The 24,972-nt window shown below is 58.6% G+C and carries 24 protein-coding genes; 10 read left to right on the top strand and 14 right to left on the bottom strand.

What is annotated here, in order from left to right; genetic code table 11:
* Positions 1-44: 44 nt before the first annotated feature.
* A complete protein-coding gene (locus tag D1823_RS19055) occupies positions 45-476 on the top strand; it encodes a DUF1489 family protein (RefSeq protein ID WP_117873090.1) in 432 nt (143 codons plus the stop codon).
* Here D1823_RS19055 and hisG read toward each other — a convergent pair whose 3' ends face one another.
* Genes hisG through hisS form a run of 3 tightly spaced genes read right to left on the bottom strand, consistent with a single transcriptional unit; the run spans position 477 to position 3,742 of the window.
* The gene (gene hisG / locus D1823_RS19050; RefSeq protein ID WP_117873089.1) at positions 477-1,166 is read right to left on the bottom strand and encodes an ATP phosphoribosyltransferase; all 690 of its coding nucleotides are present in this window, start codon (positions 1,164-1,166) and stop codon (positions 477-479) included.
* Complete coding sequence (locus D1823_RS19045; protein ID WP_117873088.1) at positions 1,163-2,251, bottom strand: ATP phosphoribosyltransferase regulatory subunit; 1,089 nt, start codon at positions 2,249-2,251, stop codon at positions 1,163-1,165. Before D1823_RS19045 ends, hisG begins: the two co-directional genes overlap by 4 nt.
* A gap of 3 nt (positions 2,252-2,254) precedes the next feature.
* Complete coding sequence (gene hisS, locus D1823_RS19040) at positions 2,255-3,742, bottom strand: histidine--tRNA ligase (RefSeq protein WP_117873087.1); 1,488 nt, start codon at positions 3,740-3,742, stop codon at positions 2,255-2,257.
* A 129-nt stretch (positions 3,743-3,871) separates the two neighbouring features.
* Here hisS and D1823_RS19035 point away from each other — a divergent pair, with 129 nt between their 5' ends.
* On the top strand, positions 3,872-4,066 hold the full coding sequence (locus tag D1823_RS19035; RefSeq protein ID WP_117873086.1) for a SlyX family protein: 195 nt from the start codon (positions 3,872-3,874) through the stop codon (positions 4,064-4,066).
* A 4-nt stretch (positions 4,067-4,070) separates the two neighbouring features.
* Here the strand turns inward: D1823_RS19035 and D1823_RS19030 are convergent, their stop codons facing one another.
* The 3 genes from D1823_RS19030 to dnaE all read right to left on the bottom strand — a co-directional run bounded on the left by D1823_RS19030 (position 4,071) and on the right by dnaE (position 8,264).
* Positions 4,071-4,439 (bottom strand): hypothetical protein, encoded by a 369-nt coding sequence (locus D1823_RS19030; protein WP_254683870.1) that lies wholly within the window; start codon positions 4,437-4,439, stop codon positions 4,071-4,073.
* Positions 4,440-4,455: 16 nt separating this feature from the next.
* The gene (locus D1823_RS19025; protein ID WP_117873085.1) at positions 4,456-4,674 is read right to left on the bottom strand and encodes a hypothetical protein; all 219 of its coding nucleotides are present in this window, start codon (positions 4,672-4,674) and stop codon (positions 4,456-4,458) included.
* A gap of 89 nt (positions 4,675-4,763) precedes the next feature.
* On the bottom strand, positions 4,764-8,264 hold the full coding sequence (dnaE, locus tag D1823_RS19020; RefSeq protein ID WP_117874021.1) for a DNA polymerase III subunit alpha: 3,501 nt from the start codon (positions 8,262-8,264) through the stop codon (positions 4,764-4,766).
* A 344-nt stretch (positions 8,265-8,608) separates the two neighbouring features.
* Between dnaE and xdhA the strand changes: the two genes are divergently transcribed.
* The 7 genes from xdhA to D1823_RS18985 all read left to right on the top strand — a co-directional run bounded on the left by xdhA (position 8,609) and on the right by D1823_RS18985 (position 17,993).
* The gene (gene xdhA, locus D1823_RS19015; RefSeq protein ID WP_117873084.1) at positions 8,609-9,970 is read left to right on the top strand and encodes a xanthine dehydrogenase small subunit; all 1,362 of its coding nucleotides are present in this window, start codon (positions 8,609-8,611) and stop codon (positions 9,968-9,970) included.
* Entirely contained in the window at positions 9,967-12,369 is a 2,403-nt protein-coding gene (xdhB, locus tag D1823_RS19010) for a xanthine dehydrogenase molybdopterin binding subunit (RefSeq protein ID WP_117873083.1), read from the top strand. The genes xdhA and xdhB overlap by 4 nt, the downstream gene beginning before the upstream one ends.
* Positions 12,369-13,304, top strand: coding sequence for a xanthine dehydrogenase accessory protein XdhC (gene xdhC, locus D1823_RS19005; protein WP_117873082.1), 936 nt, complete (start codon positions 12,369-12,371; stop codon positions 13,302-13,304). Before xdhB ends, xdhC begins: the two co-directional genes overlap by 1 nt.
* Complete coding sequence (locus D1823_RS19000; RefSeq protein ID WP_117873081.1) at positions 13,301-14,818, top strand: ABC transporter ATP-binding protein; 1,518 nt, start codon at positions 13,301-13,303, stop codon at positions 14,816-14,818. The genes xdhC and D1823_RS19000 overlap by 4 nt, the downstream gene beginning before the upstream one ends.
* Before the next feature lie 63 nt (positions 14,819-14,881).
* Positions 14,882-15,964, top strand: coding sequence for an ABC transporter permease (locus tag D1823_RS18995; protein WP_117873080.1), 1,083 nt, complete (start codon positions 14,882-14,884; stop codon positions 15,962-15,964).
* A 3-nt stretch (positions 15,965-15,967) separates the two neighbouring features.
* On the top strand, positions 15,968-16,888 hold the full coding sequence (locus D1823_RS18990; RefSeq protein ID WP_117873079.1) for an ABC transporter permease: 921 nt from the start codon (positions 15,968-15,970) through the stop codon (positions 16,886-16,888).
* A gap of 31 nt (positions 16,889-16,919) precedes the next feature.
* Positions 16,920-17,993, top strand: coding sequence for a BMP family ABC transporter substrate-binding protein (locus tag D1823_RS18985; RefSeq protein ID WP_117873078.1), 1,074 nt, complete (start codon positions 16,920-16,922; stop codon positions 17,991-17,993).
* A gap of 127 nt (positions 17,994-18,120) precedes the next feature.
* Here D1823_RS18985 and D1823_RS18980 read toward each other — a convergent pair whose 3' ends face one another.
* Genes D1823_RS18980 through D1823_RS18970 form a run of 3 tightly spaced genes read right to left on the bottom strand, consistent with a single transcriptional unit; the run spans position 18,121 to position 20,173 of the window.
* Positions 18,121-18,918 carry a metal ABC transporter permease gene (locus D1823_RS18980; protein WP_117873077.1) on the bottom strand — a complete coding sequence of 266 codons (798 nt, stop codon included), beginning with the start codon at positions 18,916-18,918 and terminating at the stop codon, positions 18,121-18,123.
* Positions 18,918-19,658 carry a metal ABC transporter ATP-binding protein gene (locus tag D1823_RS18975; protein ID WP_117873076.1) on the bottom strand — a complete coding sequence of 247 codons (741 nt, stop codon included), beginning with the start codon at positions 19,656-19,658 and terminating at the stop codon, positions 18,918-18,920. Before D1823_RS18975 ends, D1823_RS18980 begins: the two co-directional genes overlap by 1 nt.
* Before the next feature lie 2 nt (positions 19,659-19,660).
* On the bottom strand, positions 19,661-20,173 hold the full coding sequence (locus tag D1823_RS18970) for a Fur family transcriptional regulator (RefSeq protein WP_117873075.1): 513 nt from the start codon (positions 20,171-20,173) through the stop codon (positions 19,661-19,663).
* A gap of 57 nt (positions 20,174-20,230) precedes the next feature.
* Here D1823_RS18970 and D1823_RS18965 point away from each other — a divergent pair, with 57 nt between their 5' ends.
* Positions 20,231-21,325, top strand: a complete 1,095-nt coding sequence (locus D1823_RS18965; RefSeq protein WP_117873074.1) for a zinc ABC transporter substrate-binding protein — start codon at positions 20,231-20,233, stop codon at positions 21,323-21,325.
* Positions 21,326-21,585: 260 nt separating this feature from the next.
* Here the strand turns inward: D1823_RS18965 and D1823_RS18955 are convergent, their stop codons facing one another.
* From D1823_RS18955 to paaB, 5 genes are read right to left on the bottom strand one after another with little or no spacing between them, the layout of a single operon-like run.
* Complete coding sequence (locus tag D1823_RS18955) at positions 21,586-22,347, bottom strand: Phenylacetic acid catabolic protein (RefSeq protein WP_117873072.1); 762 nt, start codon at positions 22,345-22,347, stop codon at positions 21,586-21,588.
* Between the two features lie 13 nt (positions 22,348-22,360).
* Positions 22,361-23,434, bottom strand: coding sequence for a 2Fe-2S iron-sulfur cluster-binding protein (locus D1823_RS18950; RefSeq protein ID WP_117873071.1), 1,074 nt, complete (start codon positions 23,432-23,434; stop codon positions 22,361-22,363).
* 13 nt (positions 23,435-23,447) lie between these two features.
* Positions 23,448-23,906 (bottom strand): 1,2-phenylacetyl-CoA epoxidase subunit PaaD, encoded by a 459-nt coding sequence (gene paaD, locus D1823_RS18945; protein WP_117873070.1) that lies wholly within the window; start codon positions 23,904-23,906, stop codon positions 23,448-23,450.
* A 6-nt stretch (positions 23,907-23,912) separates the two neighbouring features.
* Positions 23,913-24,671 carry a 1,2-phenylacetyl-CoA epoxidase subunit PaaC gene (gene paaC / locus D1823_RS18940; RefSeq protein WP_117873069.1) on the bottom strand — a complete coding sequence of 253 codons (759 nt, stop codon included), beginning with the start codon at positions 24,669-24,671 and terminating at the stop codon, positions 23,913-23,915.
* The gene (paaB, locus tag D1823_RS18935; RefSeq protein ID WP_050604311.1) at positions 24,671-24,955 is read right to left on the bottom strand and encodes a 1,2-phenylacetyl-CoA epoxidase subunit PaaB; all 285 of its coding nucleotides are present in this window, start codon (positions 24,953-24,955) and stop codon (positions 24,671-24,673) included. The genes paaC and paaB overlap by 1 nt, the downstream gene beginning before the upstream one ends.
* Positions 24,956-24,972: the final 17 nt, after the last annotated feature.

The raw sequence follows: 24,972 nt of genomic DNA, 5'->3' as shown, positions 1-24,972 counted from the left end.
CTACAATATAAAGATCAACGTCGGGACGACTCTGTGGGAAAGCTGTGGATAATTACGTAAACCTCATAAAACTGTCCGTTGGTTCGGAAAGTGTCGATACGTTGATGGGCTGGCAGGACAGCCGCATGTCGCTTTACGAGGACGGCTTACCACGCCACGTCACACGTATGTGGCCCAAGCGCGAAGCCGAAATACTCAACGGCGGATCAATCTACTGGGTCATCAAAGGTGTAATCCAGTGTCGGCAGCGAATCCTGCGTCTGGATGAAGTGATCGGAGAGGAAGGCATCCGTCGCTGTGCCATTGTACTGGACCCCAAGCTATACCGCACCCAGAACGCCCTGAAACGCCCGTTCCAGGGGTGGCGTTATCTCAAGCCAGAAGATACACCAGCCGATTTGCCCAAAAACCGCGAGCAGGACGACGCCCTGCCCGACGATCTGAACCGCGCCCTGGCAGAAATAGGCGTGCTGTAATTACCGCAGCCGACCCAGCAATTCGGACAGGGCTGCTTTTTCTGCCGCGTCATATTTTGCAACCCGACTGCGCCACAACGTGGCCTGCGATTGCAGTATCAGACCGTCCGAGAGGATCTTCAAATGGTTGGCCCGCAGGGTCTCTCCGGTCGAGGTGATATCGGCAATTGCTTCGGCGGTTTCATTCATCACCGTGCCTTCAGTCGCACCTTGGCTGTCGACCAGCGTGTAATCGGCCACGCCCGCTTCTGTCAGGAATTCCCGAACCAGACGGTGGTATTTGGTGGCAATCCGCAGCCGGTGGCCGTGGGTCTTGCGAAACGCAGCAGCTGCCGCGTCCAGGTCATCAAGCGTATCGACATCGACCCAACACGCCGGGGTCGCGATGATCAGATCAGCTTTGCCGAAGCCAAGCCGCGAAACCTCTTCAACCTGCTGTTCCCAGCGCGGCAGTTTCTCGTGCACCAGATCGATCCCGGTAACACCCAGATGAATCCGCCCCGCCGCCAGTTCACGCGGGATCTCCCCCGCCGACAGCAGGATCAGAGAGACACCGTCGATCCCTTCAACCTTGCCTGCGTATTCCCGATCCGACCCGCTGCGTGACAAGGTGATGCCGCCTTTTTCGAACCACGAGAACGTCTTTTCCATCAACCGGCCCTTTGAGGGCACACCCAGTTTCAGGCTCATACTGCACCTTCCTCGATCTCCAGCATCAAATCGGGGCGCAACACACCACCAACTGCCGGGATTTCGTCCCCGTTGCCCAATTGGCGGGTCAGCGCGTCATAACGCCCGCCCGTGGCGATCGGAGGCAGGTCAGGCCGACCTTCCGCGTAAAAACCAAATACGAACCCGTCGTAATACTCCATCGACGTCCGGCCGTAGGCGGCCTCGAAATCCAGCCGATCCACATCGACGCCACGCGCCTGCAGCGCAGCCACGCGCGCCTCCAACCGGTCCAGAGCGGGCGTGATCTGCGGCAGGTCCACTGCCACGTCGCGCAGCTGTTCCAGCGCGAATGGCATGGTCTCGCGCACGTTCAGCAACGTTTCCAGCCCTGCAAGTTCATTGTCTGAAATCGGCGGGGTATCGCGGTCTTCGCGCAGCGCCTCGACCCGCGCTGCGATTTCAGCTGCGCGGCGCTTGCCGATCATAGGGGCATCAAACGCCATCGGATCGGCTGCGTCCAGTAGCGCGGTGCGCCCTTCCAGAGGCGGCTTGCGACCTGCAAACCGATCCAGCAACATACGGAATCGGCGCGGTCTCCACAGGTGTCGCATCAGCGCTGCCTTGCGACGGTCGGTCGTGCGCAGCCCCTCGACAGCGGCGGTGAGGATACCGATATCCCCTGTCGCCGCCCGCAGAGGCAACCCACGCAACTGCAGTGCCATCAGCGAAAACACCTCAGCATCCGCCCCGGCGGGGTCTTCCCGATCAAAGACCTCATAGCCCACCTGAATGTATTCGTTGGCGCGATCGGGGTCATGCTCCTGACGGCGGAACACTTCGCCCGAATAGGTATAGCGCGCGGGCTCAGCGCCTTCGCTCATGTGCATCTGCACGACAGGCATTGTGAAATCCGGGCGCAGCATCTGTTCACCGCGCAGCGCATCAGACGTGACATAGGCGCGGGCCCGGATGTCTTCACCATAAAGATCCAAAAGCGTTTCCGCCGGTTGCAACAGGGGCGTGTCCACCACCTGAGCACCCGCAGCTTCAAACCGGACACGCATCATCGCGGCGCGGGCCTGTATCTGTGAACGGTTGGGCATGTGTCAGTCCTGACTGTCCAGAATTTCACGCACTTTCGAGACCAGATCACCGCGCGGCACTTCGAACTGGCTGGGGCGTTCCTTCCATTCCTCTAGCGTTGCGCTTTCGGCAATTTTGGCGCCAAGGATCAGGTCCTTGATCTGGACGATACCATTGACTTTTTCATCGCCGCCCTCGATCACCGCAATCGGAGAGTTCCGTCTATCCGCATATTTCAGCTGATTGCCGAAGTTCTTGGGGTTACCCAGATAGACCTCGGCCCGTATACCGGCATTGCGCAGTTCCGCCACCATCGCCTGATAGTCGGCCATCCGGTCGCGATCCATAACGGTCACGACTACAGGACCCGTGGCCTGCGCGGCGATCCTGCCTTTTTCGCGCAGCGCGGCCAGCAGACGGTCGACACCGATAGAGATGCCGGTCGCCGGCACTTCCTGGCCGGTGAAGCGCTTGACCAGGTCGTCGTAACGGCCGCCGCCCGAGACCGATCCGAACTGCCGCTTGCGGCCCTTTTCATCGAAGATTTCAAAGGTCAGCTCGGCCTCATAGACCGGACCGGTATAATAACCCAACCCCCGGACGACGGAAGGATCAATCTCGATCCGGTCCGCACCATAGCCACCGGCATCCAACAAAGTGCCGATCTGTTCCAGTTCGGCGATCCCATCCGCACCGATCTTGCTGTCGCCCACCGCAGCGCGCAGATTGGCCAGCGTTCCGGCGGTATCCAGAGCCTTAGATGTCAGGAAGGCAATCACCGGTTCAGCCTGATCTTTACTGAGCCCTACACCGTCAATGAAGGCGCCCGAGGCATCCAGGCGGCCCTTGGTCAGCAACTCGCGCACACCCTGCTCACCCACCTTGTCGAACTTGTCGATGGTGCGCAGAACGTTGTCTCGGGCGGCGGCGTCTTCGCCCAAGCCCATCGCTTCGAGCACGCCGTTCAGAACCTTGCGGTTGTTGACCCGCACCAGATAATCGCCGCGCGGTATTCCCACGGTTTCCAGCGTATCCGACAGCATCGCGCAAATCTCGGCATCCGCCGCCATCGAGGCCGTACCAACCGTGTCCGCATCGCATTGATAGAACTGACGATAACGCCCCGGTCCCGGCTTTTCGTTGCGCCAGACCGGACCCATCGCATAGCGGCGATAGGGCGTGGGCAGGTCGTTGCGGTGCTGCGCGTAAACGCGGGCCAGAGGTGCGGTCAGGTCATAGCGCAGGGCCATCCAGTCGCCATTGCCGCCATCATCGAATTCCTGCCATGCAAAGACGCCCTCGTTCGGGCGATCCACGTCGGGCAGGAACTTGCCCAGCGCCTCGACGGTTTCGACCGCACTGCTTTCCAACGCGTCGAACCCGTAACGATGATACACGCCCGCAATCGTCCGCAGCATCTCGGTGCGCTGCGTGACTTCCTCGCCGAAATAGTCACGGAACCCTTTCGGCGTGACGGCCTTGGGGCGGGGCTGTTTCTTGGGCTTGGCCATGTGGGGCGTCCTTGGGAGAGTCTTTGTTCCGCGCGCGGTCTATCCCATGGCCCGCATCGGGGCAAGGCGCGCTTTCTCTGGCCTTGGGCCGACTGTGTCGCTATGACCAGCGCAGGACAGGAGTCACTTATGCAGCATCTGGAAGAAGAGATCGCCCATCTGACCCGTATCGTGGACGAGTTGAACACAGTCGTCACCAGACAACAGTCGGAAATCGACCGGCTGACCCATCGGGTTGAAATGCTGTTGCAGCGAGAAGCAGAACGGGCGCAGGAAGGATCCGGCGGCATAATCCTTGGTGACGAACGGCCGCCTCACTACTGATACATTACAGCCCCAGTGTCGATTTTACAGCATTGTCCACGACACCACCCAACAAGGCGTTTTCGTCCCCGGCACAGCCCTCTTTCAAAGCGGCCACAAAGGTTTCGCGCAGAGCGGCCTTTTCCTCGTCCGAAGTCGCGTGGGCCTCGATATCGACCTGTCGGTTGTATAGCGACAGGGCCGTCATCTTCCCAACTACGTCCAGAATGTATTCTTCGTTCCCATCAGCCTCTTCGACAACAGAAGCGCAGGTGTGATACATCAGCGGCAGCGCGTTCTGCATCATCTGTTCGGCTTCCTCGTCAGCAAAGGCCGATCCGGGGGCTGCGATCAGAAAGGCGGAGGCCGCTAGCTTCAGCGAATTCATACGCATCTTCGTTCTCCTCCACTCACTTGGAATTTGCGCCGATCAGCGCACCAGCCACTGCACCTGCGGCAGCACCCTTGCCGTCGCCGATCAGGGCACCGACACCTGCGCCGATCACAGCGCCTTTGATCGTATTTTCCTTTTTCTTGTCATCCGCCAGCCCACCTGAAGCCGAAACCAAAGCCAGCGATGCCGCTGCTACAAATACAATCTTTCTGAACTTGAGACCCGCTATTGCCATAACTGCGCCCTCCCGTGGCATGACCTAATGACATCTCTCTCTGTCAGGTCAGCCTAGCGAGGCGCTAATCAACTGGCAACAAAGCGGTATCAGATCTCTTCGACGGTCATCACGCCCTCCAGCGATTTGACCGCGCCCTTGATCTGAGGGTTGATCGGGAACTCGCGCCCCAGATCCATTTCGACATCGCCGGGCAGGCTTGGGTCCAGCAACATGAACTGGATTGGCCCCCTTGCAGCCCCTTTCGCGGCAGAGGCGGCGTCTTCCAGCACCTTGGCGACCGAAGGCACAGCCTGCGCTTCGTCAACGTAAATTCGCAGCCCGGTTGCCCCGGCCTCGGCCACAAGGGAATCCGCCGGGCCAACCGAGCGGCCCAGCAGCTTGAGCTGATCGGCTTCCATCGTCGCCTCGGCGGTCAGAACCACCTGCGCACCGGTTTCCAGAAACTCGCGGCACTTTTCCAATGTGTCCGAAAACAGCGTCACCTCATATGCGCCGGTGGGATCAGACAGCTGAGCGAAAGCAAAGCGGTTGCCCTTGGCCGATTTCCGCTCCTGCCGCCCGGCGACAACCCCGGCCATCTTGGCGATCAGCGGACCAGACCGGGCCTTTTCCGTAACCTCATCCAGCGTCATCACCTTTTTTCGTTTCAGCGCAGGCATGTAATCGTCCAGCGGGTGCCCTGAGAGGTAAAAGCCGATGGCCTTGAATTCTTCGCTGAGGCGCTCGGCCGGCAGCCAGTCCGGCGTCGGCGACAGGCGTGGTTCAGGCAGGTCGTCTCCGGCCTCACCGAACAAAGACACCTGATTGGAGTTTTTCTGTTCATGGATGGCCGCCGAATACTGTACCAGGCGGTCAAAGCTTTCGAACACGCGGCGACGGTTCTTGTCGAGCTCGTCAAAGGCCCCGGCACGCGCCAACATTTCCAGCGGACGTTTGCCGACTTTTTTTAGATCCACTCGGCGGGCAAAGTCGAACAGATTGACAAACGGCTTGTCGGCGCGCCCTTTAACCACAAGATTCATCGCCTCGACGCCCACGTTTTTCAAAGCGCCCAGCGCGTAAACCAGTTTGCCGTTCACAACGTCAAACGTCGACAGTGAGCGATTCACGCATGGCGGCACGTAGGGCAATTCCAGTCCCTTGCGCACTTCTTCGAAATACACCGCCAGCTTGTCCGTCAGATGGATATCGCAGTTCATGACACCGGCCATGAACTCGACCGGGTGGTTCGCCTTGAGCCATCCGGTCTGATAGCTGACCACCGCATAGGCCGCGGCGTGGGATTTGTTGAAGCCGTAGTTGGCGAATTTCTCCAGCAGGTCGAATACTTCGGAGGCCTTCTTGGCATCCACGCCGTTCTCACCTGCGCCCTTTTCGAATTTTGGGCGTTCGGCGTCCATCGCCTCTTTGATCTTTTTACCCATCGCGCGGCGCAGCAGGTCGGCGCCGCCCAACGAGTAGCCCGCCATGACCTGCGCGATCTGCATCACCTGCTCCTGATAGACGATGATGCCCTGCGTTTCCTCAAGGATATAGTCGATCAGAGGATGCACGGACTCGATCTTGCGTAATCCGTTCTTGACCTCGCAATAGGTCGGGATATTCTCCATCGGGCCGGGACGATACAGCGCCACAAGAGCCACAATATCCTCGATGCAGGTGGGTTTCATGCGCTTGAGTGCATCCATCATGCCCGAACTTTCAACCTGGAACACCGCCACGGTCTTGGCTGCTGAGTAAAGCTTATATGTCGCCTCATCATCCAGCGGTATGGCGTTGATCTGGTTTTCGGCCCCCTCAGCGGGTTCATAAAGCTCGGTGCCATCGGCGGCGATGTGCAATGGACGCCCAGACTTGAAGATCAGGTCCATTGCGTTCTGGATCACGGTCAGCGTCTTCAGGCCCAGAAAGTCGAACTTCACCAGCCCGGCCTGTTCAACCCATTTCATGTTGAACTGGGTCGCGGGCATATCGGAACGCGGGTCCTGATAGATCGGCACCAGCGCATCCAGAGGCCGGTCGCCGATCACCACCCCTGCCGCGTGGGTCGAAGCATTCCGCAACAGTCCCTCGACCTGCTGGCCGTAGGTCAGCAACCGGTCGACCACCTCTTCCTCGCGCGCGGACTCGCGCAGGCGTGGTTCGTCTTTCAGCGCCTTTTCGATGGAGACAGGTTTCACTCCCTCAACCGGGATCATCTTTGACAGGCGATCCACCTGCCCATACGGCATTTGCAACACCCGCCCGATATCGCGTACAGCGGCTTTTGACAGCAATGCGCCGAAAGTGATGATCTGCCCCACCTTGTCGCGCCCGTATTTTTGCTGAACATAGCGGATCACCTCTTCGCGGCGGTCCATGCAGAAGTCGATGTCGAAGTCGGGCATCGAGACCCGCTCGGGGTTCAGGAAGCGTTCGAACAGCAGGCTGTAGCGCAGCGGATCAAGGTCGGTGATCGTCAACGCATAGGCAACCAGCGATCCCGCACCCGATCCCCGCCCCGGCCCGACGGGAATGTCCTGATCCTTGGCCCATTGAATAAAGTCCGCAACGATCAGGAAGTAACCAGGGAAACCCATCCCTTCGATGATGCCCAGTTCGAAATCCAGCCGTTCCTGATACTCTTCAGGCGTCACGGCATGCGGGATCACCGCCAGTCGTTTCTGCAAGCCCTCATTTGCGATGCGACGCAGTTCGGCAACCTCATCATCAGCGAATTTCGGCAGGATCGGGTCGCGTCGATAGGCCATGAACGCGCAGCGTTTGGCGATCTCGACGGTGTTTTCGATGGCCTCGGGCAAGTCGGCGAACAGGGTCGCCATCTCTTGTTGTGACTTGAAGTAATGCTGAGCCGTCAGGCGGCGGCGGCCTTCCTGCTGGTCGACATAGGCCCCTTCCGATATGCAGATCAGCGCGTCGTGAGCTTCGTACATGTCCGGTATCGGGAAATAGACGTCATTCGTGGCGACCAGCGGCAGGTTCTTGGCATACGCCATCTCGATATGGCCACGTTCGGTCAGTCTCTCTGCCTCGGGCTGGCCATCCTCACCCGGATGGCGCTGGAGTTCGATATAAAACCGGTTAGGGAACATTGCCGCGAGCCGGTCGACCAATGCTTCGGCCGCAGGACGCTGGCCCTGTTGCAGCAGCATCCCGACCGGGCCGTCGGGTCCACCGGACAGGCAGATCAATCCTTCAGATCGTTCAGCCAATTCTTCCAAAGTGACCTGAGGCAGTTGCCCGCCCTTGTCCACGTAGAGACAAGTGCTGAGCTTCATCAGGTTTTCGTACCCGGTCTCGGACTGCGCCAGCAGCACCAGAGGCGCGGGTGTCTTCGGCTTCTCGCCGGGCTGGGCCTTGACATAGGTCAGATCAACCTGGCACCCCATGATCGGCTGCACCCCGGCCCCGCTTGAGGTGACCGCGAATTCCAGCGCCGAAAACATCGAATTGGTATCCGTCACGGCAACGGCTGGCATCTCCATCTTCTCGCACAGACCCGGCAGCTTTTTCAGCCGCACGGCGCCTTCCAGAAGGGAATATTCAGTGTGAACGCGGAGGTGAATGAATCGTGGAGAACTGCTCATAACGCCCAAGTTACTCCAGCCGGCTGCGCGACAAAAGGCAGAACCGCGCCACGTTTGCCGCAAAAATATCGCCATTTATTATTCGGCTTTTTCAGAAGGTGCTTCGGGATTGACTGGGCGACGCAATCAAAAACCGCTTTATTTACAACTGGCTGCCTATTAATCAGACAAGACGGTAACAGACCGTGGACGTGTAATGGTGCATAATAGAGGCGGTTTTTCTTGCCAGACAAGCCGCGCTGTTTCTAACATCTCATGGCAAGCTATTCGCCCGCCACTCTTTCTACGTCGCATCGAAGGAGGGCCGCAGGGGCGCAACCGGGGTAAGGCGACGGGTTTCTCGAATGAACATCACGTTTCTTCTGAACGGAGAGACAGTGGAGCTGGCGGATGTTGATCCGACAACCACCCTGCTGGATTGGCTGCGCGAAGATCGCGGTCTGACCGGCACCAAAGAAGGCTGCAACGAAGGCGATTGCGGGGCTTGCACCGTGATGGTGACGGATGAAGAGGGCGCCAAGGCTCTGAACTCGTGCATTCTGTTTCTGCCGCAATTGCATGGCAAGGCCGTCCGAACAGTTGAAGGCGCAAGTGGCCCGAATGGCGAAGTGCACCCGGTCCAGCAGGCAATGGTCGATCTGCACGGCTCGCAATGCGGCTTCTGCACACCCGGATTCGTTATGTCGATGGTGGCCGGGCACACGAATGGCGCAACGGACCATGACACTCAGCTGGCAGGCAACCTTTGCCGCTGCACCGGCTATGCGCCGATCATTCGTGCAGCCGAAACTGCAGAGGAACATCCGGTTCCGGTTTGGGTGAAAGACAAACCGGTTGTGCCACCTGCCACTTCTCCGTTTCTACCTGGTTCTTCCGATGAATTGGCGAAGGTCTATGCCGAAAACCCGAATGCCACACTGGTTGCAGGGGCAACGGATGTGGGTCTTTGGGTCACAAAGCAACTGCGCGAACTGGACCCGGTGATCTTCCTCAACCGTTGTGACGATCTGAAAGAAATCACGATCACCGACGATGAAGTCCGCTTTGGTGCCATGGTCGACATGAATCGCATGGGAGAAGCGGTGGCTGACGTGCATCCCTCCTATGCCGAGATGATCCGACGCTATGCCAGCGTTCAGGTCCGCCATGCGGCAACTGTCGGAGGCAACATCGCCAACGGCTCGCCCATCGGGGACAACCCGCCCGCGCTGATCGCATTGAACGCGACACTGCACCTGCGCAAGGGCAACGATCGGCGGTCGATCCCACTGGAAGAGTTCTTCATCGACTACGGCAAACAGGAACGGGTTCCGGGCGAGTTTGTGGAAGCCGTCAGCTTCCCCCGCCAACCAGATCGCCTGAAGGCTTACAAGCTCAGCAAACGGTTCGATCAGGATATCTCGGCCGTTTGCGGGTGTTTCAACATAACCGTTTCGGACGGCAGCGTCACACAAGCGCGCATCGCGTTTGGGGGCATGGCCGGTACTCCGAAACGGGCAACCCATGTCGAGGCCGCGTTGATCGGCAAACCGTGGAATCGCGCGACCATTGACGCCGCGCTGCCATCATTTGCCGACGACTTTTCGCCACTCACGGATATGCGCGCCTCGGCCTCCTATCGTCTGGAAACCGCAAAAGCGATGCTGCAACGGTATTTCCTGGAAGATCAGGGTGAGATCACCAATGTGCTGGAGGTGTCGGCATGAGTGTGACCAGAGCCCTGCCCCACGACGCCGCCCCTTTGCATGTTTCGGGTTCGGCGCGGTACGTGGATGACATCCCGACACCCAAAGGCACGCTGCATCTGGCCTTTGGCCTGAGCCCGATTGCCAGGGGCAAGATCACCGCTATGGATCTGTCGGCTGTCAAAGGCGCCGAGGGTGTCGTGATGGTTATGACGGCAGGGGATCTACCTTTTGCCAACGATGTCTCGCCCTCAATCCACGATGAGACGCTGCTGTCGGACGGCTCGGTGCACTATATCGGTCAGCCCGTGTTTCTGGTCGTAGCGACCAGTCACCTGGCCGCCCGCAAGGCCGCGCGATTGGGCAAGATCGACTACGCCGAAGACGTGCCGATCCTGACGATCGAAGAGGCGCTGACCGCCGACAGCCGGTTTGAAGACGGTCCACGCATCTATGCCAAGGGCGATGCGGATGCGGCCATTTCCAATGCACCGCATGTGATCGAAGGTTCGTTTGAATTGGGCGGGCAGGAGCATTTCTATCTGGAAGGTCAGGCCGCACTGGCCGTGCCCAATGAAGGTGCGGATATGCTGGTGCATAGCTCGACCCAGCACCCGACCGAGATTCAGCACAAAGTGGCCGACGCTCTGGGCGTTCCGATGCACGCCGTCCGGGTCGAGACCCGCCGCATGGGCGGAGGATTTGGCGGCAAGGAAAGTCAGGGCAACGCGTTGGCCGTGGCCTGCACCGTGGCCGCACGCGCAACCGGCAAAGCGTGCAAGATGCGTTATGACCGCGATGATGACATGATCATCACCGGCAAGCGCCACGCCTTTCGCATCTCGTACAGTGCTGGCTTCGATGAGAATGGACATATACAAGGCGTCTCATTCCTCCACTATGCTATATGCGGCTGGGCGCAGGACCTGTCCTTGCCCGTGGCCGACCGCGCGATGCTGCACTCGGACAACGCCTACCTTTTGCCGAACGCTCGGATCGAGAGCCACCGGCTGAAGACCAACACCCAATCTGCCACAGCCTATCGCGGGTTCGGCGGCCCCCAGGGCATGGTCGGCATTGAACGTGTTATGGACCATGCCGCGCATGAACTGGGTTTGGATCCCGTTGAGCTGCGCCGCCGGAATTACTACGCCCCTTCGCACGCAGTGGCCGAACGCGCACCGACAGAAAAAGCACTGGATCATCCCGATCCGCATGAGGACCTGACCAGCCGCGGCGCCGTTGTGATGGGCGATGCGCCCGTGCGCCCCCTGCCCGCCGGTGGCAACACTACACCCTATGGGATGAAGGTCAGCGATTTCGAACTGCACGGAATGACCGAAGCGTTGCTGAAATCCAGCGACTATGCCGCGCGCAAGGCGGCTATCGCGAAATGGAACGCCGAGAACAGTGTAATCAAAAAGGGCATCGCCTTTTCCCCGGTCAAGTTTGGTATCTCCTTTACGCTGACTCACCTGAATCAGGCGGGGGCGCTGGTGCATGTCTATCAGGACGGATCAGTCCACCTGAACCACGGTGGTACCGAGATGGGTCAGGGCCTGTTCCAGAAGGTCGCCCAGGTCGCCGCGTCGCGCTTTGGCATACCGCTGGCGATGGTGAAAATCACCGCAACCGACACGGCGAAAGTACCGAACACGTCTGCTACGGCGGCATCTTCAGGAAGTGACCTGAATGGTATGGCTGTAAAGGCAGCTTGCGACACGATCCGCGATCGGATGGCCGTCTATCTTGCAGAGCGTCATCAGGCCGATCCATCGACGGTCACGTTCACGGATGGGCATGTCTCCGTCGGAGAAGAACGGTACACTTTCGCCGAAGCCGCCGCACTGGCCTATCAAGGGCGCGTCAGCCTGTCGGCTACAGGCTTTTACAAAACACCCAAGATCGAATGGGACAGGATCGCGGGGCGTGGCCGCCCATTCTTCTACTTTGCCTATGGCGCTTCAGTTACGGAAATTGCCGTGGACACTCTGACTGGTGAGAACCGCATTCTGCGAACGGATATCCTGCATGATGCGGGCGCGTCGCTTAACCCGGCGCTGGACATAGGTCAGGTCGAAGGCGGTTATGTGCAGGGCGCGGGGTGGCTGACGACCGAGGAACTCGTGTGGGACGGCAAAGGAAACCTGCGCACGCACGCGCCCTCGACCTACAAGATCCCGGCCTGCTCGGACCGGCCGGACATCTTCAACGTCACGCTTTGGGATGGCGAAAACCGCGAGGACACGATCTATCGCTCGAAAGCTGTGGGCGAGCCGCCTTTCATGCTTGGTATTTCCGCATGGCTGGCGCTGTCGAACGCAGTTGCCGCCTGCGGAGACAGGTACCCGGCCCTGAACGCTCCGGCCACGGCTGAAGAGGTTTGGCACGGGGTCCAGAGGATGAAGGGAGGCATCTGATGGGATTTGACCTTGAGGCTTTGAGGGAGGCGGTCAAAACCCACGGGAAAGTGGTTCGGGTGGTCATCGCCGGGATCAAAGGGTCGTCCCCGCGCGAGGTGGGTGCTGCAATGCTGGTCTGGAAAGACGGGCAAAGCGGAACCGTCGGCGGTGGTACGCTGGAATACCAGGCCGCAGAGGCCGCACGAACGCAAAAAGTGGCCACGCGGCTGACGCATCACACGCTGGGACCGGACATGGGGCAATGTTGTGGCGGAGCAGTCTCTTTGTTCAGCGAGGTCTATGATCTCAAGACGGTTGAAACGCTGGATGATACGATCATTGCACGATCAGCTTCGGGGGGCGCCATGCCTCTTTCCGTCAAGCGAATGCTGGCGGCGGCACGCAGTCAGGGCATTGCACCCGAACCGCGCCTGATCGACGGCTGGATGATCGAACCGGTGCATAGACCGGCGCGAAACCTGTGGATCTGGGGCGCAGGTCACGTCGGACGGGCGCTGGTGGATGTTCTGTCCCCCCTGCCCGATCTTGCGATCACTTGGGTCGATACCGGCCGCGAGCGCTTTCCCGACGTGATTCCCCAAGGCGTGACCGATCTGCCAGCGACGAAACCGGCCGACCTTGTGCGACATGCACCGGCCAATGCCGAGCACCTTGTGCTGACTTATTCACACAATCTGGATCTGGAACTGTGCAACAGGCTGCTTTTGCACGATTTCCGCTTTGCGGGACTGATTGGCTCGGCTACCAAATGGGCGCGGTTCCGATTGCGGCTGGCGGCCCTTGGGCATCCGCCCGACCGGATAAGCCGGATTACCTGCCCGATTGGTGACCCGTCGCTGGGCAAACACCCGCAGATGATCGCCGTGGGCGTCGCAGCGCAACTGTTGCGCCCGGCCCTGCAGAATGAGTTGAAGAAGGACATGAGCGCGTGACCACTCCATTGCTGAGCCTGCAAGTGTTGACCAAAGCCTATCCCGGTGTCGTGGCAAATGATCAGGTGTCCTTCGACATCGGTGAGGGCGAAGTTCACGCCTTGTTGGGTGAAAACGGCGCCGGGAAATCCACGTTGGTCAAGATGATCTATGGCCTGGTTAAACCGGACAGCGGCACCATGCTGTTGCGGGGTCAGACCTTCGCGCCCCCCGAGCCCCGCGCTGCACGGGCCGACGGGATTGCGATGGTATTCCAGCATTTTTCGCTGTTTGACGCTCTGAACGTGGCCGAAAACATCGCCTTGGGGATGGAACACCCGCCCGCCATGGGTGATCTGGCCTCGCGCATCCGCGAAGTGTCCGAAACCTACGGCCTGCCGCTGGATCCGTTCCGCACTGTCGGCGATCTGTCCGCCGGGGAACGCCAGCGTGTTGAAATTATCCGTTGCCTGCTGCAAGACCCGAAACTGCTGATCATGGACGAACCGACCTCGGTATTAACCCCGCAGGAGGTGGAAATCCTGTTCGAGACGCTGAACAAATTGCGGTCCGAGGGCACGTCGATCCTGTATATCTCGCACAAGCTGGAAGAGATTCGGACCCTGTGTGACCACGCCACAATTCTGCGCTTGGGCAAGAATGTGGGCGAATGCGTCCCCTCTGAAACCTCGGCCCGCGACATGGCCGAATTGATGGTGGGAGCGACCCTGCAAACCCCGGAACGTTCGGGGCGAGACTTTGGCGAAGTGGCGCTGGATGTCAGCGGGCTGTCTGTGCCTTCTCCGTCAGAATTTGGAACTGCCTTGCGCAACATGCATTTGACCGTCCGCAAGGGCGAGGTTCTGGGCATTGGTGGTGTTGCGGGTAACGGGCAGGATGAGTTGCTTGGCGTTCTATCTGGTGAACTCTTGACGACGGCCGATGCGATCAAATTCAACGGCCAGGCAATTGGTAAGCTGGGCCCAACAGCGCGACGCAAGCTTGGCGTGTTGACCGCGCCCGAAGAACGGCTGGGCCATGCAGCTGCCCCGAACTTGAGCTTGACCGAAAACGCCCTGTTGACCGGGTCGGTTCGAGAGGGTCTTGAAAGCAACGGCTTTCTGAAATGGGCTGAAACCAAGAGCTTTGCGGAGAAGATCATCGAGATTTTTGACGTCCGGACACCCGGGCCGGAAAACGCGGCGCGGTCCTTGTCCGGAGGAAATTTGCAGAAGTTCGTGATCGGACGCGAAGTATTGCAGAACCCGGATGTGTTGGTTGTCAACCAACCAACCTGGGGCGTGGATGCCGCAGCGGCCGCGTCGATCCGGCAGGCAATCCTCGATCTGGCAGCCAAGGGAACGGCGGTAGTGTGCATCTCTCAGGATCTGGACGAGCTGATGGAAATATCAGACAGCTTTGCTGCGCTGAACGAAGGCCGCCTGAGCGCGCCACGCCCAACAACTGGTCTGACAGTAGACGAGATCGGGCTGATGATGGGTGGCGCTCATGGCATGGAGGTGGCGCATGTCTGATCTGACGGGCCGTCTTCGGCGAGAGCTTTTGCAAGAGAACAGTGAAATCAGGGGAATGAGCTGATGATTGTGTTGGAAAAACGTCCTCAGCCTTCCAAGGTCTGGTCCTATGCAACCCCGTTGGTCGCGGTTTTGGCGACGATGTTTTTCGGCGGTTTGTTGTTTGCCATACTGGGCAAGAACCCGGTTGAGGCCATCGGCACTATCTTCTGGGAACCCTTGTTCGGCGAGTTCTCGTTTTACTATCGCCCACAGCTATTGGTGAAAGGCGCGCCGCTGGTGCTGATCGCCATCGGCCTTTCGTTGGGATTTCGGGCAGGCATCTGGAATATCGGGGCTGAAGGCCAGTACATCATGGGCGCCATTTTCGGCGCAGGCGCCGGTCTGGCATTCTACCCGCTTGAGGCATGGTACATATTCCCGATCATGGTCATCGCCGGTGCCTTCGGTGGCTGGTTGTGGGCAATGATCCCGGCTGTTCTGAAAGTACGCTTCGGCACCAACGAAATCCTCGTGTCGCTGATGCTGGTTTACGTGGCCGAGCAGATGCTGGCCTCGGTTTCGCTGGGGCTGCTGAAGAACCCCGAAGGGTTCGGCTTTCCGGGATCACGCAACCTGCAATCTTATGAAAGTGCTCACAATGCTGAATTGATCACAGGTTCCGGGATGCACTGGGGTGTGGTCGCGGCTTTCATCGCGGTGATTTTTGCCTATGTGCTGCTTAACCGTCACATGCTGGGCTTCCATATTCGTTTGACGGGTGAAGCACCCCGTGCGGCCAAGTTTGCGGGTGTAAACCCCGCCCGCCTGATCCTGTTCTGTCTTGGGATGTCCGGCGCTCTGGCCGGTCTGGCCGGGATGTTCGAAGTATCCGGGCCATCGGGTCAGGTCAGCATTGATTTCAACGTTGGCTATGGTTTCACAGCAATCATCGTGGCCTTTCTGGGCCGCCTGCACCCGGTGGGCATACTTCTTGCCGGGTTTCTGATGGCGCTCACCTATATCGGCGGTGAAATCGCGCAGTCCAAACTGGGCCTTCCTGCTGCGGCCATTCAGGTGTTTCAGGGCATGCTGCTGTTTTTCCTGCTGGCCTTGGATCTTCTGACAAATTTCCGCATCCGTGCGGCCCGAAAAGAGGTGGCGTGACTCATGGATCTTGGCCAAATCAACCCCGTACTTCTGGTCGCCTCACTGATGGTGGCCGCAACGCCTCTGCTGCTTGCCGCAATCGGAGAACTGGTCGTCGAAAAGGCAGGTGTTCTGAACCTCGGCGTAGAAGGCATGATGATCGTGGGCGCAATCAGCGGCTTTGCCATCTCGGTCGAGACGGGCTCGCCCTGGCTGGGCTTTGTCGCTGCTGCCATCGGCGGCGCTGTTCTTTCGCTTCTGTTTGTCTTGCTGACGCAGTTTGCATTGGCCAACCAGGTAGCCAGCGGTTTGGCTCTGACGCTGTTCGGCCTTGGGTTCAGTGCACTGATCGGGCAGAGCTATGTTGGGATCAAACCCCCCAGTATGGGCGACATCCATATTCCGCTGATCAGCGATATCCCGGTTGTCGGCCCGATCTTGTTCCAACATGACCCGGTCCTGTACCTGGGCATCGCGATAACGGCAGCCGTCTGGGCGGTGCTGAAATTTACTCGTGTTGGCCTGATCCTGCGGGCGGTCGGTGAAAACCACGATGCCGCGCATGCGCTTGGCTACAAGGTGATCAAGATCCGCATTCTGGCCATCATGTTCGGCGGTGCCTGCGCCGGTCTTGGCGGCGCCTACATCAGCCTGATCCGAGTGCCGCAGTGGACCGAGGGCATGACCGCCGGAGTCGGCTGGATTGCATTGGCTCTTGTTGTCTTTGCCAGCTGGAAGCCGTGGCGGGTACTGCTGGGTGCCTATTTGTTCGGCGGCATTACGGTATTGCAGCTTAATTTGCAGGCTGCAGGCGTTGCCATTCCCGTCGAGTATCTGGCAATGTCGCCCTATATCATCACGATCCTTGTGCTTGTGATCCTTTCGGCTGACAAGAGCAGCGCACCTGCTTCACTGGGCCGGATATTCCATGCCTCACACTAGGGGCCAACAGAACCAATTTGGGGAGTAACACATGAAATTCACTACACTTCTGACGAGTGCCGCTATGGCGCTGGGTCTGGCCTCGGGGGCCATGGCCGAAGACAAGACCAAAGTCGGTTTCGTCTATGTCGGCCCTGTCGGAGACGGCGGCTGGACCTATGAACACGACAAGGGCCGTCAGGCCGTTGAAAAAGAGTTCGGGGACAAGGTTGAAACCGTATTCGTCGAATCAGTTCCGGAGGGTCCGGACGCCGAGCGTGTGATGACGCAGATGGCGCTGGAAGGCGCAGATCTGATCTTCACTACCTCGTTTGGTTACATGGATCCTACCATCAACGTGGCCAAGAAGTTCCCGAACGTGAAATTCGAGCACGCGACCGGTTATAAAACCGCCGACAACGTCTCGGTCTACTCGGCTCGTTTCTACGAAGGCCGCGCCGTTCAGGGCCACATCGCTGGCAAAATGACCAAGTCCAACATCATCGGTTATATCGGTTCTTACCCGATTCCCGAAGTGATCCGTGGCATCAACTCGGCCTATATCCACGCCAAGAAGGTGAACCCGGATGTCGAGTTCAAGATTGTCTGGGCCTACACGTGGTTCGACCCGGCGAAAGAAGCTGACGCCGCCACCGTTTTGATCGAACAGGGTGCCGACGTAATCCTGCAGCACACCGACTCGACAGCGCCGCAAGCAGCGGCTCAAGAGGCCGGCAATGTGATCACCTTTGGTCAGGCATCGGACATGAGCGAATACGCACCGCTCCCGCGTGTGTCATCGATCATCGACAACTGGGCCCCCTATTACATCGCGCGGACTAAGGCCGTAATGGACGGGACCTGGACGTCTTCCAACACCTGGGATGGTATCGGAGCAGGAATGGTTGAAATCGGCGAGATTTCGGACGCGGTTCCCGCAGACGTCAAAGAAGAGGCGCTGGCCCTGAAGGCGGCGCTTGCAGATGGCAGCTATCACGCGTTCACCGGTCCGCTGAAGAAGCAGGACGGCAGCGACTGGCTGGCTGAAGGCGAAACCGCTGACGATGGCACTCTGGCTGGCATGAACTTCTATGTTGAAGGGCTGGAAGGCGAGATTCCGCAGTAAGCTGTATCGTCAAAGAATGAATAAGGCCCGCACTCAGTCTGCGGGCCTTTTTTATGCGCACCTGCATCGGACAACACCAGAACCTATCTGGTTAACGCGAATGGCATTCGCTTACCGCCCGGGTCGATCAAGCCCTGCCCTGCGTTCGCCACCCGACCACGCTGAGACAGGCAAACAAAACAGCGGCCACGCAGACGATCGAAGGCCCTGCCGGGGTATCGAAAACATAGGCCGCTCTTAGCCCCGCGATCGCGGAAAACGCGCCTATTCCCGCTGCTATTAATGCCATGGATTCCGGTGACCGGGCCAGATTCCGCGCAGCCGCCGCGGGAATGATTAGCATTGCCGCAATCAGCAATACCCCCACGACCTTGATCGCAACAGCCACGGTTACAGCCAAAGACAGGGTCAGGATCAACTGTTCCCGCCTGGGGTCGAAACCACTGGCATAGGCCAGTTCCTCATTCAATGTGGCCGTCAGTAGTTGAGACCATCGCCAGGCAATCAGCGCCACGACAAGCGCCGCGCCGCCCCAGATCACAAGGAGATCGGAACGGGATACTGCAAGAATATCCCCGAACAGATATGCCATCAAATCTATGCGGACGCCGGACAAAAACGAGACAGCAACAAGACCGAAGGCCAAAGCGGAATGCGCCAACACCCCCAGCAGCGTGTCCATCGCATAGCCACGACCAGCCAACAAGGTGACCGTCAGCGCCATAATCAGTGCAACGGCCAGCGCACCGGTGAAGATCGACATCTGAAATGTCAGCGACAGGGCCACGCCCAGAATTGCGGCATGTGCGGTTGCATCACCGAAATACGCCATGCGGCGCCACACCACGAAACACCCAAGAGGAGCAGCCGCAAACGCAACACCGACACCCGCGAGCGTTGCCCGCATCATAAAATCGTCAAGCATTATTCCGCCGCTTTCTGGGGGTTTGCATCATGGTCATGATGGTGGTCATGCTCGTGCCGGTAAAGGGCAAGCGCACCGCCTGTGCCCGTTCCGAACAAGGCCCGGTATTCCGGTGCCGAGGCGACCACCGCTGGCGATCCCTCGCAGCAGACATGCCCGTTGAGACATATCACTCTGTCCGAGGCGCTCATGACCACGTGCAATTCATGACTGATCATGAGAATGGCGCATCCAGTTTCGCGGCGCACAGCTTCGATTTGCTGGTAGAAACTCGCCGAACCGCGCTGGTCCAGTCCCTGTGTCGCCTCGTCCAGCAGCAGGACGTCAGGTTTGTTGATCAGCGCTCGCGCCAGCAACACACGCTGAAACTGACCGCCCGACAATTGCGACATCTGACGCTTCAACAGATCCGGGACGCCCGCCCTTTCCAGCGCCTCGACGCATTGGCGACGTGAAACGCGATCCGTCAGGTGCATGAATCTCTCGACCGAGATTGGCAACGTGGGGTCGACATGCAATTTTTGTGGCACGTATCCGATCTTCAATCCGGGTTTTAGTGATACATGCCCGGCACATGGCTTGGTCGCGCCAATGATAGCCCGTAACAGGCTGGTTTTACCCGATCCGTTTGGCCCGACGATGGTGACGATCTCACCAGGTTCGACTGCCATATCCACATGGCTCAGAACAGTATTGGCGCCGTAGCGCACACTGAGATTCTCGACAGAAACGAGCGACATTTTCAGGCCTTTTCGGTGCAGTCGGGGCAAAGTCCCTCGGCTTCTACAACCGTTCGCTCGATCTCGAAACCCGCTGCGCGCGCAGCATCACCAAGAACACCTTTGGCAGGCGTGGACTGCGCCTCGGCAACCGCATCGCACTTCCTGCAGATCATGAACGCCGGAGAATGCGACGCGCCGGGATGAGAACAGGCAACGAATGCATTCAGGCGCTCGATCTTGTGAACGAACCCGTTTTGAACGAGGAAATCCAGCGCCCGATAGGCGACCGGAGGTTGAGATCCAAATCCTTCATCGCGCAAGCGGTCAAGGATCGAATAAGCACCAAGGGCCCGATGCTCTTGCAGCAACATCTCCAGAACCTTGCGCCGGACCGGCGTCAGACGCAGCCCTTCTTCCTTGCACCGCGCCTCGGCGGATACCAACGCCGTTTTGACGCAAGTCTGGTGGTCATGTTCCTGAAAACCAACCGGGGCTGTTTCACCGGCAGGGACAGGATGCGCATCACTTGTCATGTTATTTCATATCATGTATTGCCACTCGTAACGTTATAAAATCACACAGAGGGTCTGATGTCCAGAAAGCTTCTTCCAGTTTCGATTACGGTTGCATTGATGGGTGGCACGGCCCTTGCAGAGGTTCCAAACGTCGCGGTCGACATCGCGCCAGTCCATTCGCTTGTTGCTCGTGTCATGGAGGGCGTCGGCTCGCCTGCCCTGATCGTGACACCGGGTGCCTCCCCTCATGAATACAACCTGCGCCCGTCCGAGGCGGCGGCATTGCAGGATGCCGATCTGGTGTTCTGGATGGGAGAAGACCTGACACCGTGGATGGAAAGTGCAGTCGAAACCCTTACAGACGGAGCGACCGTCACGTCCTTACTGGACTCCGATGGCACTGTTCTTCTTGATTTCCGTGAAAGCGCTCTGTTCGAAGCCCATGATCATGAGAACGAAGACGAACACGATCATGATGATGAGCATGCCGAAGACGACGGGCATGATCATGACGATCATGCGGACCACAAAGATCATGATGATCACGATGATGAGCATTCGCATGAAGACGAGCATGATCACGACGTCCATGCCAAGGATGATGACCACGATCACGAGGAACACGCCGATCACGATGATCATCACGATCACGCGCACGGCGAGCACGACCCACATGCTTGGCTTTCACCGGCAAATGCTGAAACCTGGCTGAACTTGATCGCTGCGCAGTTGTCGTCAGCCGATCCGGACAATGCAGGCGCATATTTTGCAAATGCCGCAGCCGCGCGCGAAGAAATGGCTGCGCTATCTGCAGAAGTGGCTGAGACGCTTGATCCGGTTCGTGGTGGAAGCTTTATCGTCTTCCATGACGCCTATCAGTACTTCGAAGACGCATTTGACTTCCCTGCCGCAGGTGCGATTTCGATCGCCGACGCCTCGGACCCGAGCCCGGCTCGCATTGCTGAGATTCAAAGCCGTATCCGCGAAGAAGGTATCAGCTGCGTTCTCGCCGAGCCACAGTTCAACCCCGGCATCGTCAAAACCGTACTGAATGGGACCGAGGCCAAAACAGGCGTAATCGATCCGTTGGGCTCTGATCTTGAACCCGGAGCCGATCTATACCCGCAAGTTATTCTCAACATGGCAAAAACTCTGGCCGAGTGTCTCTAGTCCGGTTGCAAACCCGGTTCTGGTCGCGAAAACGGCCGGGTTCAGCCTTCCACGAGACAGGGCGGTTTAACTCGCAAACCGAAAAAATCGCCACATACTTCGTCTCAAAGGCAATGTCAGGGAAACCTGGCACTGCCACCTCTCTGACAAGGCGTTTTGAAACCAGCCAACCGATCCTTCAGGAACACGTCACAATCGCCAACGCGCTTGTCAAATCACGTCAGAAACGGATTGCTCTCACTCCTTAAGAAATACTCTGGCTAGGAAGGTGGTTTCAAACCCAACCTTTTCAATGCTGCACCCGCTGCCTGTGTCCAACGTTCCCGTAGCGCAGTGTTGGCTCTGTGGCGCAAGCCCAGTGACTTCAGGTGCTCAAATCGTTTCGGATCATCTCTCCCGAAAGACACAGCTACGCGGGGCCACCAATAGTCCACCGCGCGTTGCATGTCTTGTGACTCTCCGTTTTCAACCAGCTTCACAGCGCCTTCCAACGCCAGTTCGCCGTGATGTGCCTCGATCGGTGCGATCTGTCGAAAAGCCTCGGCCAGAGGCTGGTAAGAGACGGTCGAAAACTCCGCCAGTTGCTCTGCTACGGCGCGGCTCATCAGCAGGTTCATGACGACGGCATCAGTCCAACCCGAAATCGGATAATTGAATACTGCAAGACGCATGTCATGTTCGCTGCGGACCGCACCAACATCCGCATCACGGTCCAACCGGGCAGTCCACGGGTGGTGCGTGGCATACCGATCCGTATCGGCACCGAACTCACCCATGATTTTCAGGACCCGGTCCGCGTGGTCCGTCTTTTCCAACACAATTTTCGCCGCCGCAATGCGTTCCTTTATGCCAGGGCCTTGGTTGATGACATCAGCAAACCCTGCGGCACCAGCGAGTTCACTGTCCACAAACGTAGCCATCAGTTTCATCAGCTCGGCGCGGTAACGCGGCGGTACATTGGTCGGATTTGTCAGCACTCCGCCTGCGGCCAGGTAGCTGTCGAGTGTCATGGCGTCGGTCATTGATCCTCTCCCTTTACTGGTCGTAGTCCACGACCACGCGGTCGGTCACCGGGTAAGCCTGACAACTCAGCACATAACCTTTTTCGACCTCGTAATCTTCCAACGCGTGATTGGCGAGCATCTCGACCTCGCCTTCTACGACACGGCAGCGGCACGTTGAACATACCCCGGCCTTGCAGGCGTAAGGCGCGTCCATGGCATTTTCCAAGGCTGCATCCAGAATGGACTGATCTTTCGGCAAGGTCACGGTCTGCGTAGCGCCATCCAATGTGATCAAAGCGCTGGTCTGGTTTGCCTGCGTGCCTGCCTCTGCCGCGCTTGTCTTGCGCTTGACCCGGCCCGGCTGGGCGCTGGCAAAGAGTTCGAACTTGATCCGGCTTTCCTCAAGCCCGTGTTCCCGCAGCGCGGCAGCAATACCCAGCATCATCGGCTCTGGTCCGCAGATGAACGCCGTGTCTGCAGTCTTGATATCGATCCAGTGCTTGAACAGCTCGCGGCATTTTTCCCGCGTTACCAGACCGGTAAACAGGTCAATCTCCTGCGCGTCGGTTTCAAGAATGTGGATAACGTTCAGCCGGCCCATATAGAGGTTTTTCAGATCCTCTAATTCCTCACGGAACATGATCGTGTTGATGCCCTTGTTGGCATAGATCAGCGTAAAACGGGATTTGGGTTCACCGGCCAATGTGGTCTTGAGGATCGACAGAACAGGCGTGATCCCCGATCCGCCAGCGAAGCCAAGGTATTGTTTTTCCGCATCCGCATCGATGGGCACGTGAAAATTGCCCATTGGTGGCATCGCCTGCACAACGTCACCTATGTTGAGCTCTTCATTTGCCCAGCTTGAGAAGGCTCCGCCCTCGATGCGTTTGATGCCAACCTGAAGAACACCGTCATCCTTGCCAGCACAGATGGAATAGGAGCGGCGCAACTCTTCGCCGTCAAATTCGCGCCGGAAAGTCAGGTACTGACCGGCGGCGAAGTCGAACTGTTCCGCTGCGCCATTTACGGGTTCAAGCGTAACAACAACCGCATCGCGGATGGTTTTGTGGATGTCGGTGACTTTCAGGTCGTGAAAACGTGCCATCCGGTGCTCCTCCTCAGATGCACTTGAAATAGTCAAAGGGTTCCAGACAATCCGTGCAGCGCCAATGGGCCTTGCATGGGGTCGAGCCGAACTGGCTGACCTTTTCGACTGCCTTGCTACCGCAATGGGGGCAGCGATCCGGGCCGCCGGCGGGTTGCGGCGGCGCAATTCCATAGTCTTCCAGCTTGGCGCGACCTTTTTCGCTGAGCCAATCGGTGGTCCAGGCGGGCGAAATGCTGGTTTCAATGCGCAGTTCCCCGATGCCGTGATCGCGCAGGGCGGTTTCGATATCCATACTGATAATGGACGTCGCCGGGCAACCGGAATACGTTGGTGTGACGGTTACGACCAGCGTGTCAGCCTCCCAGCGCACATCGCGCACAATGCCCAAATCCACGACGGAAATCACCGGGATTTCGGGATCGGGCACGGCATCCAGCCAGCTCCATATATGGTCAGTCGGGACCCGCATCCGCTCTTACCACTTGGCTCCGGGATAGGCGCGTTGCAGCCATTGCATCTGCGTCAGCAGATGGCCCAGATGCTCGGTATGCATGCGCCCATCGCGGCCGCCTTTATGGGCAAAACGGCTTTCAGGAACGGTCAGCGTTGCCTGGTTCAGAACCCGCTCAACCAGAGTGTCGTATTCCTCTCGCAAGTCCTCCGGGTTCGGCGCGATACCTGCGGCGAGCATCTGGGCGTCAACCTCGTCGCTGGCAAACATCTCGCCCACATAGGGCCACAGGTAATCCAGTGCGTCCTGCATCCGGGCATGGCTTTCCTCGGTTCCGTCACCAAGCCCGACAACCGTGTCGCCCGAACGTTCCAGATGGTAGGTAACTTCCTTACTGGCCTTGGCGGCGATTGCTGCGACCCGCTCGTCCGAAGATGTCATGAGGCGTCCCAGCATGATCAAATGCCACGCATCGAACAGGAACTGGCGCATCAGCGTACGGCCGAAATCGCCGTTCGGCACCTCGACCAGCAACACGTTGCGGAAATCCCAGGCGTCGCGCAGGAAAGCCAGATCGTCGGCGCTTTTGCCACTATCGGCCTCGCCCGCAAGACCCAGCCACATCTGGGTCTGACCTATCAGGTCCAGCGCGGTGTTGGCCAATGCGATATCTTCCTCCAGCACCGGCGCATGGCCGCACCACTCACTGACACGGTGGCCGAGGATCAGGGTGTTGTCTCCCATTCGCAGCAGGAATTGCAGAAATGCCTCATCCCGGGTCATCACATTGCCCCCACTTCATCGGGAATGTCGAAGAAAGTCGGGTGGCGGTACACCTTGCTTTCGCTTGGTTCGTACAACGGACCTTTGTCGCTGGGCGACGAGGCCGATATGTTGTTAGCTTCGACCACCCAGATCGAGACGCCTTCGTTGCGGCGGGTATAGACATCGCGCGCGTTCTTGATTGCCATTTCCGCGTCCGGGGCGTGCAGCGAACCGACATGTCGGTGGCTCATCCCATGTTGGCCGCGGATGAAGATTTCCCACAGGGGCCATTCGGTGTTCATCGGGTTTCCTCCTCAGG

The sequence above is a fragment of the Ruegeria sp. AD91A genome (genome assembly GCF_003443535.1).
Lineage (GTDB): Bacteria > Pseudomonadota > Alphaproteobacteria > Rhodobacterales > Rhodobacteraceae > Ruegeria.
This window is presented reverse-complemented; position numbering and strand designations above follow the sequence as displayed.